At 43.8% G+C, this 9,434-nt stretch carries 6 protein-coding genes and 1 tRNA gene; 4 read left to right on the plus strand and 3 right to left on the minus strand.

Going from position 1 to position 9,434, the window contains the following annotated elements; translation table 11 throughout:
- Positions 1-210: 210 nt before the first annotated feature.
- Both H524_RS0112385 and H524_RS0112395 read right to left on the minus strand, forming a co-directional pair.
- A complete protein-coding gene (locus H524_RS0112385) occupies positions 211-1,500 on the minus strand; it encodes a DUF3322 domain-containing protein (protein WP_027940410.1) in 1,290 nt (429 codons plus the stop codon).
- 1,316 nt (positions 1,501-2,816) lie between these two features.
- Entirely contained in the window at positions 2,817-3,539 is a 723-nt protein-coding gene (locus H524_RS0112395; RefSeq protein WP_156907622.1) for a YczE/YyaS/YitT family protein, read from the minus strand.
- A gap of 928 nt (positions 3,540-4,467) precedes the next feature.
- Here H524_RS0112395 and H524_RS0112400 point away from each other — a divergent pair.
- Positions 4,468-4,558 (plus strand) — tRNA-Ser (locus H524_RS0112400).
- 682 nt (positions 4,559-5,240) lie between these two features.
- Here H524_RS0112400 and H524_RS0112405 read toward each other — a convergent pair.
- Positions 5,241-6,635 carry a sodium-dependent transporter gene (locus tag H524_RS0112405; RefSeq protein ID WP_027940412.1) on the minus strand — a complete coding sequence of 465 codons (1,395 nt, stop codon included), beginning with the start codon at positions 6,633-6,635 and terminating at the stop codon, positions 5,241-5,243.
- A gap of 948 nt (positions 6,636-7,583) precedes the next feature.
- Between H524_RS0112405 and H524_RS0112410 the strand changes: the two genes are divergently transcribed.
- From H524_RS0112410 to H524_RS17150, 3 genes are all read left to right on the plus strand, one after another.
- The gene (locus tag H524_RS0112410; protein ID WP_169726165.1) at positions 7,584-8,114 is read left to right on the plus strand and encodes a hypothetical protein; all 531 of its coding nucleotides are present in this window, start codon (positions 7,584-7,586) and stop codon (positions 8,112-8,114) included.
- 529 nt (positions 8,115-8,643) lie between these two features.
- A complete protein-coding gene (locus H524_RS15905) occupies positions 8,644-9,150 on the plus strand; it encodes a (deoxy)nucleoside triphosphate pyrophosphohydrolase (protein WP_084281787.1) in 507 nt (168 codons plus the stop codon).
- Positions 9,147-9,434, plus strand: a 288-nt coding sequence (locus H524_RS17150; RefSeq protein ID WP_156907623.1) for a MerR family DNA-binding transcriptional regulator, incomplete at its 3' end; no start/stop codon positions are given. The genes H524_RS15905 and H524_RS17150, both read left to right, overlap by 4 nt.

Here is a 9,434-nt window from a genome sequence, read left to right on the forward strand (position 1 = left end):
AGTTAGCCGTCTAAAGGCTGCACATCTTGGCCCAAGGAGGAAAAAAAGCAGGATATTTAAAAACGAACAAAGGAGCAAAAGCTCCTTAATACAATGCAACACCTGCCACTAATATGGTTTTAGCTGCGGCCTTTGCCATGCTATGCACTTTGGTACATGAACATACTTAAGACCGCAGCTTGGATTATTTAGCTAATCCAAGATTAAGGCTTACTGGCCTGATGCTGCAGCATCATTTGCTGGGGTTGGCTTAGCAGCATTGTTTTGATAGTTGTTACCAACATTGCTATAAAGCTCAGCCTCACGAGCTAAAGATGCAGCCTGCTCATCGTCAGCGCCTAATGCAGTAGCGATTAAAGCTAATGGCAGACGCTCTAAGTCTAAGCGTACGTGATCGCCATAAACGCCATCGATTAAGCAGCCGTATAAATGAGACTCAGCCTGATTTAAAGCAACTGGTGCGCTATCAAAGCCTGATACGTCATCATTAGTCCACAGATCCTGGTTGGACAGTAAGGTCTGCTCATCCATGAGAACGCTCTCGATGTTAGGCAGGTACAGACGTAAGTTGTGCAGTACTGCAAAGGAGCGTAAATCTACAGAGCCTAAGTACTGGCAGTGAGCTTGAGCAACCCAGTTAATGCGGCAAGTCTCACGTACGTGATGGAATGGAGTGATGATACCAATGGTGCCCTTGATATCTGGAAGAGCAACTGCAGTTGGTAAGTTATCCATGAACACAATACGCTCAGGGCGTAAGTTGAGCTCGTTTAACTCGCTGATAGATGCAGCTACGATCTTTAAGCCGCCAACCTTGGCACGTAACTCTGCGTCAAAGATTACTAAGCGAATTAATGCTGGAGGTGGTACTAAACCAAGCTGCAGCAGATCCTTACGATAAGGATTGAGCTCTAAGTAGTCGCGCAGGAAGTCTAAAAGGAGCGGAGTGTGGATCTCAAACCAACGGGTATCGATACCACGAATTGGGATCTGACGGGTTAACAGGCGGCTGTTGCGGTTTTCGCAGAACCACTTGCATACTGCAACCATACGCTCAAAGTCGATCCAAGCGAGGTTAGCAAGTGATGAGATCACGTTCAGAGCGCTATCGATGAGCTCTGGCATCTCATGAGCGATCAGATCTAAGCAACGAACTGAGGAGTGGTACTCCACTAAGTGACCAGCCCAAGTTGCAAGCTCTTCTGGAGTGTCGAAAACTAAGTGAATTGGTACCTTAACAGTGCCAATATCTGGATAGGTCTTATCGATAAACTCGATGTGACCAGCAGGAAGCGGTGCGCTCCACTCTTTGCAGAAGCTTAAGAAAGCATCCTTGCTCTCAAGAACATCCTCGTCCTTTGTAGGAGCACCGAGATAGAGGTGGGTTGGGAAGTCCTCAGGCACATCACGCTTATCTTTAACGTGACTTGCCAACCAGCTGATAACTTTGGCGCGATAGTAGTTATTGATCTCGCTGCGGATGATACTACGGTTCTTCACTATACGTTCCTGTTGTTAATACCTGTGCCCAAGACATCTTGCAACCTCTGCATGATCTCTAGCATTAAAAGATATATTCCAAAACGTCACACTGTTCTGACGCCATGGCACTTTCTAAAAGTCTAGATCTCTACAAGGAGATGCCATTTTTTAAAAACAAGACCTCTAAGAGCACGTGCGCAAAGCACTCGAAAAAGCCTTACTTACCGCATTTGAGCAGTATAGTTCATGCTACGTGCAGGCTATTAGCCTTGAGGTTGTCAAGCACGGCTCGCGGCACAGGTGATTACGACTGTCCAGGCGAGCCTCGCCATTAAACTCTAATTATAGCATAGCACCCTTAGTACATACGGAACAGCGACAGAAATCCGTACCCATGCCACAAAAATATTTTCCAAGCGCCCAAGATCATGCACCTTATACCATCAGATCTTGTCACACGACTTGTCATTTACAAAAGATCGCGCATAACCAAGCTGCATTTTCACAAGCAGTCCCCCGTCAATAGCCAAAGCAAGATCAAAGCAACAGTTAAAACTCAACTACTCCCCATGCAAAGAGGCTTACCACTCTAGATCAGAGAGTATCAAGCCTATTCACACTCTACGATCGCTAAGAGCGGCAGTAGTTCAACAAGCCGATACTAAGACCGCTTCAGCATAGCAGTACTGATGGCTTACCTTCATGCAGAATGTCACTGCGGCCTGTCGTCTCTGAGAATTAATCAGAACCTATCGTTCCTTTCTCAAGCAGACTAACTTATGTAAGAAACCTCTAAAAGATCATGGCTTTTACTCAAAAGATGAGTGCCAGAGGCTTTAGATTATTGATGTTTGCAAATGAGATTTAGGCATAGACTTAGCGCCTTGCTCTTTGAGCTTTGATGGCACGTACTGCGTGTTCAATAAAGTATCAACACCGACCTAAACGATCACCTGTAAGCATTGAGCTATAAAAAGATCATTAATGGCAATGTACTTTATTGCTTTGTCTGATGAGCAAAGCGAATCATGGAAGGCTAAATACATTGCTGAAGCTGCTGCTGATTATGAGTGCTTGAGACAATGAGCTTTGATCTTGTGGTAGTTTGGTGGGGATTGAAATTTGGTTAAGTCGTGAAAGGCTTATGCATTAGAGCAGTGAAGTTAGGCAGGATTGGTGCTATGAATGGCTTGTTGGTCACGCCCTGCCTTTTGATAGCGAGGTTGCGCTCATCAAGAGCTGGTGCTGATGCGCTGGCCTGGCCTGAAGAGGATTGTATCTTCTGATATGGCAGGACGTGACGGGGATTTGGATGTCTACTGAATAATGCTCGGTTAGCTTTCCTCAGAGACGCTTGCATCTGAGGTGCTTGTGGCAGTTGATGGTTGGCTCTTTGCGATCCAGTTTTCAACAAACTTAAAGTATGGGCTTAAGAGAGTTACGCATGGGCCCACGATGATAGTGCCTATGATGGTACCTTCACGAATACCAATGATCTCAGAAAAGCCTGAGCATATAAGTGAGATGATAGCTGCTGCGACCACAAAGGCGATATCAAAGACTAGCTTGACACGGCCCAAGTTGAAGTTAAAGCGCTTGGCAAGCACGATTACAAAAGCATCACAGGCGATCTTGGCTACGTCAGCGACGGCTTGCAAGATGATGTTTATGGCAGTGATGACTGAGCCTAAGATGAAAATGGCAAGACAGACAATGTAACCAAAATCACTCGGATTAAAGTCTTGCATGACCCACATGAAGAAATCAACAAAGAGGCCAAAGGCAAATAAAGCCGGAATCTGTAGCATCATATTGACGAACTGCGCTTTTCGTTCTTCTTTGCTCATCAATGGTGGCTGCAGTACGAGACTGAGAACATTAAAGACAATCAACATCACGCCCATGGTCACCGGGAAGTACACTGAGATTACATAGGCCGTGCTAGCAAGAGAACTAATACCTATTTCAGCCTTAGTAGTTAAGGCAACACCAAAGCCAGCAAGAGATAAAGCGATGAACAAGACAAAATAGCGTCTAACGAGTTGATTTGCTTTCATACAAAAGTAGCCATCAGCAGCAATCATTGACTAGCTCAGCAAGAGCTGTAGTCGTATAACAATGACTAGCACACAGTTGAACTGAACTTGAAATATTGACAACTTGTATACTAGGATCCACACAATATGTTATGTATTCTACTCAAAGCCACTAGTCTCGATTCATCAAGATCAAACTTTTCATCAAATATGAGAGATAGATGGCATTTCTAGATACAAACTGTTGCACATAAAAGAGATTATCTTACGTTCACACTTTAGCTTAAGCGCCGCCTTCCGTAAAGATAAACTGGTATAAGTTTCAGCCAAACACCAGCAATCTAAATCCTAAATGCCTAGCGCCACACTCTGACGTGCATAGCTTCCAAGCACTGCAGCTCAGCTCTTTAACTGCAGCTAAGCCCTTAACTGCATCTTGCATAATATGCGGTCTCTACTGCCCTTTTGCATGGGCACGGACAATATTGCCCTGTTCATATTGCCCATCTGTAAAACTCATCAAGACAAGAGTCCCTTCTCTTTAGTTATGTAGTTTGCCCTGCCATAAGATATTGCATCTGCTGCTGTGTCACGTGAGCTAGTAAGTCAACGTCACTTGCTGTGATCGTTTATTTACCGCAAGCCTAGTCTCTTTAGCTTTAAGCTTGAGTGTCTGCACTGTACTAATCTATCGCCTGGTAAATGCTGGTAGTTGGTTATGAACTGCTATGGGTACTTAGATCCTCCATGGAATTGGATGGCAAATGATGGCTGCAAATACTTCAAGATCATGCTTTTTAGTGTATTTAGGCCATCAAAAACCCCAAGATCAGGGCCATTTGAGAGTAATTTCGCGCAAATCATTAAAAAAGTGTTGCATGGACGTTAAAAATCTATATAATTAGCACCGTTCACAGCTACAGCGCTTTATGCGCTTGAATGTCTCAGCGGTGAGATGTCCGAGTGGCTGAAGGAGCACGCCTGGAAAGCGTGTATACGGTCATCCCGTATCGGGGGTTCGAATCCCCCTCTCACCGCCATTACGAAAGCAGCATCAGGCTGCTTTTTTCGTTTCTGCGCCACGCAAAATTCTTACTAAGCCCCTTAAGGCCACCTCTTTTTCTTCCAACTTTAGCCTCAAAACCGCTTATTTATCGGATTTGTATCTTTGTAGATCTTGTCCCATAGCACTTAGTCACGACGGCCTTTCTTTAGTCGTACGACCTCTTTTCTTGTGCTCATTTGTCCGAGAGTAATTGCTAGAGTTTGCTAAGCGACCTATGGCTTTAGATTTCAGCATTTGGCGGATGTTTTCTGACAAGAGTTACTTTAGCTCATGTTGAGATCATGAGTGTCTATGTATGCTAGCACCTTATCGATAAAGCCTGTTTTTCATTGATGGCAGTCTGTTAATCGTCCAGTTTGGGTTCGATAAGTTAGCTCGCACACAGTGCTCACAGTCATGCTTTGGTGGGCTGTCTTTACCATGCATAACACGCATTGTTAGAGATGACTTTTGGTGTAGTGGCGTGATTTCGTCTTAGCTTTTGTCTTACGCTTTTTCTTAGGCTTTGGCTAGGATTAGTGTGCGTTGAAGGTGGCAGGCGTTGGTTTGGATTTGTAGCTGATAAAACAAAGGGCTGTCTTATTGCTAAGAAAGCCCTTCGTAATGCTGTGCGTATTTAGGTGTTAATACGCAATTGCGTGATGTGATTATCTAATCTAGGCAAATAGTGGTGTAAGCACTGGAATTAAGCCGTAGATAAAGATAGCCACTACGATGAGTGGAATCACGTAGCGCACATAAGTAAACCATGCGGTGAAAACGCTGCCTGAAAGCTTGTGCTGATTGCTAATCTCAGCTAAGGCACTGTCCTTTAGTACCCAGCCTACATATAAAGATGCGCCTAAGGCAGTGATAACGAAGCAGATATTGCCTGAAATGAAATCATAAGTATCAAAGATGGACTTGCCTAAGATGGTGACGTCGGCAAGTGGACCAGAGCTTAAGATACATGGGATATTGCCAAAGATGAAGATAGCAAGCAGTGTTACATTGATTGAGCCAGTGTAACGAATGTTGAACTTCTCATAGAGCACTGAGATGATTACTTGGTAAATGGTTACAGAAGTAGTCAGTGCAGCAATCACTAAGAGCATGAAGAACACGATGGCAAAGAAGTTACCAAAGGCCATGTGTGAGAAAGCAATTGGCAGTGTTCTAAACACTAAGCTTGGGCCAGAGTCTGGTGACAGGCCTGAGCTAAAGAGTGATGGGAAAATCATAAAGCCAGCTAACACAGCAATAGCGGTGTTGATAAGACCGGTGATCACTGCAGTCTTAACTAAGTTCTCTTCCTTGTTCAGGTGGCTTGATAAGGTAATCATTACACCGAAACCTAAGGACAGAGCAAAGAATACCTGACCTAATACGTCTAAAAAGAGCTTGCCTGATAGCTTAGAGAAATCTGGAGTTAAGTAAAAGCGTACGCCTTCCCATGCGCCCTCTAAAGTTAAGTTACGGCCGATCATAATGATAAGGCACACAAACAACAGTGGCATTAAGAACTTAACGGCACGCTCAATACCAGCAATAATGCCCTTTCTTAAAATGAACCAGTTAATGAGAACAAACAGACCAGTGAAGATGGTAATGGTCAGCGGTGAGTTCTCAATTTGATCAGTATAGAAGGCATTAGTTACTTCTTTAGTAACAGGCACTGACAGATCTAAACCACCGTCTATGCCTAAGGCACCCAAGAAGATGTGGTAGACATATGAGATAACCCAGCCACCAATTGGCATGTAGTAAGACAAGATGCCAAAAGAACCGAAGATGCCCAAATAGCCAAAGAACTTCCATGCTTGAGAGTTAGTGGAATTCTTAGTAAAGAAAGCATCTACTGAGTTAGTCTGTGCACGGCGACCAATCACGTTTTCAACTAAGATGATTGGAATACCAACTGAGAGCATCACAAGGATGAACATAAGAACGTATGCGCCACCGCCGTTCTCGCCTACTAAGTATGGAAAGCGCCAAGTTGCACCGAATCCGATAGTAGCACCTGCTACAGTCATGATATAGGTCAAGCGGCTGCTCCAAGTCTGTCTGGCCATGCCGAGTCCTCAAACCGAGTCGATCGCAGTCATGCACTTTCTAAGGTGCTACACTTTTATCTAGTGTAGGCCTTTATAGAACAGTGCATTAAAACACTGCATTGAGGCCTAAGATTTAGCTAGCTCTTTTAAGTGAGCATAAAGTGCATGCGATCAAAGATGAGTTATAAGTTTTGCCAAGCTTTGGACAACAAAATCTAGCGCTAGCATCCGGCCTTTTAACAAGGTGTTAGCGCTATGTTTTGTTATATGTTCTAAGAGAAACGATATCCAAACACTGCAGTCAATCCAGATTAACTATCATGGCAAAACATGTGTTATCGCGTTTTGATCTTTGACAAAACCATGTCTCAAAAGAGAGCATGCTTGTATACAAGCACAGGGGTAGTCTACGCGACAATGGCACATTCTATCTGATTTAGTGCTGATTTACAAAGCAAACCAAGCAAGCTTTTTTTAGCTATCTTTAAGTCTAAATTGTCAGGTGACAATGAAAGATTAATGATGCTTTTGACCATCAATGCCCATGATATGTCCCATGAAAAGGCCACAAATGAGACAATTTATGGCAATAAATGAGATATAAATCAGACAAATGCACCACAAAAGCTCTACCAAAGCAAAGATCACTATGTACTTTGTCTCCTTAAGATTGCATGAGTGAGAGCTCTATCCTTGTGAATTGTGCTAATTTAGTGTAGTTTTGCTTTACCCAAAGACTTTAGCACTACACTAAGCTTTTTGCTTATGTCTATTTTTTTGCCTAAGTTTATGGGTGTAATCTAGATCTAACCATCATCAGTCATTAGCTATCATGTCATGCCCACGCACTTTCTCTAAAAGGCAAGGCATATATGCTTGTTTATGACGATAACTATTAGTGTCTAAGGAGTTTTTGTGAAAGCTAGATCTCTGCTATTACCAGTCTTATTAGGTTCAACAATTTTCATGACTGCATGTACCAGCACCCCTGAAACTGCTTCTCAAGCTCCAGAGACAGTATCAGGCCCTGAAATCTTCTTAGATGCTTCATCTAACGAGCTCTTTAAGGATGTAAAGAAGGTCTACAAGACTCAGTACTTTGCTTTAGGTATCCCACAGGGCTGGAAGGTATTAACCTTCTCTAACGAGCCTTTAGCCTCTTCTATCTCTGTAGAGAAGGAAGATCACTCAGCTGTAGTAACTATCCGTATTAACAAGGCAGAGTACAAGACCTTACAAGAGACTTGTGTTGCTGCAGGTAAGGCCTTTGAGGCAAACGGCGTTGAGTTTGTATCCGCTCCAGACATTCAGTACGGCACCTGCCTCATCGATGGCAAGGAAGGCGAAAAGGATGTAGCTTTATGGCTCCGTCAGTACAACGATGACATGAGCGTCTACTCCATCAACTACACTGGCTCATTAGAGACTGTAGCTGAGCTCTTAGGCTACCTAGTCGGTAACGAAAAGCTCATGCAGCTCATGGTTCGCCCACTCTAAATAGCCCCATACGCACTGCACATAAAGGCTTAGCTTAAATACCTAAAGCCGCTGCATGCAGTGTGAAGCATCGAGCCATGCCCAATCTACTAGCGCATGGCCTCAAAAGCCCAGCCTCGTGCTGGGTTTTTAGTATCTGCAGGCAACCACTGCAAGTCCACTGCACCTACACTGCTGCTGCACAGCAGCTGAACTGCAACTACAATGAACTGCAGCTGCACTGCCGCCATGAGTTAATGAATAGCTAATTAGTGAACAGACAATTAATGAGTTAAGGAATGAATGCCTTAACGCAATCGTGCTCATCAAAGGTAACATGCTCATCACATGCTTTTGCACTTGTCATGGCACTACGTTGCTAATAAGCATTTTTAGCACTGTTCTCCTTAGGCATGCGACTAAGGTATACAATTAGCTAAGTTGCACAGCTTTTTTGCACCTTACTATCGTGCAAAGACAGCTAATACCATAGAAAACAGTAGCTGCTACAAATGAAAGCTACTAAGTATTCACACGCTAGGAATCAAAGATGGCCGATACCAAGAAAAATATTAAAGTCGCAGCAGCTCTGATTACTCAGGGCGATAAGTTCCTCATTGCTAAGCGAGCTATCGGTCGTCATTTAGCAGACTTCTGGGAGTTTCCAGGCGGCAAGATCGAAAAAGGCGAAACTGCCTCTGAGGCCTGCCGTCGTGAGATCTTAGAAGAGCTCAATTGCCGTGTTAGCGTAGATAGCTACTTCTTAAGCTGCCATCACGAGTATGAAGATCTCACCGTAGATTTAGATCTCTACATTTGCCACTTACTCGATGGCGAAGAGCCACAGCTGTCTGACTCTCACAGTGAGCTGCAGTTTATTACCGCAGATGAGATGGATAACTTTGGCTTTGCCCCTGCTGATTATGACTTCCTTCCAAAGGTTAAAGACTTTATGAAGGCCGCTGAACGCTGCAATCAGACCTTTGAAAAACTCAAGCAAGAGCAATTAACAGTTTTGAAAAATATAAAAAAATGTGTTAATATACATTTATTATGAGCACATATAAGATTGGACAATTTGCTAAATTGGTACGCCGTACCCCAGCTACGATCCGACGTTGGGAGGCAGAAGGTAAAATAGCTAGTAAACGCCTGCCTTCTGGACATAGGTATTTTGATGATTCAGACTTGCGCGCAGTGATGGGCGTTAAAGCTGAGCATAGAAATACAGTTGTCTATTGTAGAGTCAGTAGCAAGGGGCAAAAGCAAGATTTAGAGCGTCAACTTGAGTCCATGCAGATTTGGGCACTTAGCAGTGGTACAGTAGTCGATGAGTGGATT

Source organism: Anaerobiospirillum succiniciproducens DSM 6400 (genome assembly GCF_000482845.1).
Classification (GTDB): Bacteria; Pseudomonadota; Gammaproteobacteria; order Enterobacterales; family Succinivibrionaceae; genus Anaerobiospirillum; species Anaerobiospirillum succiniciproducens.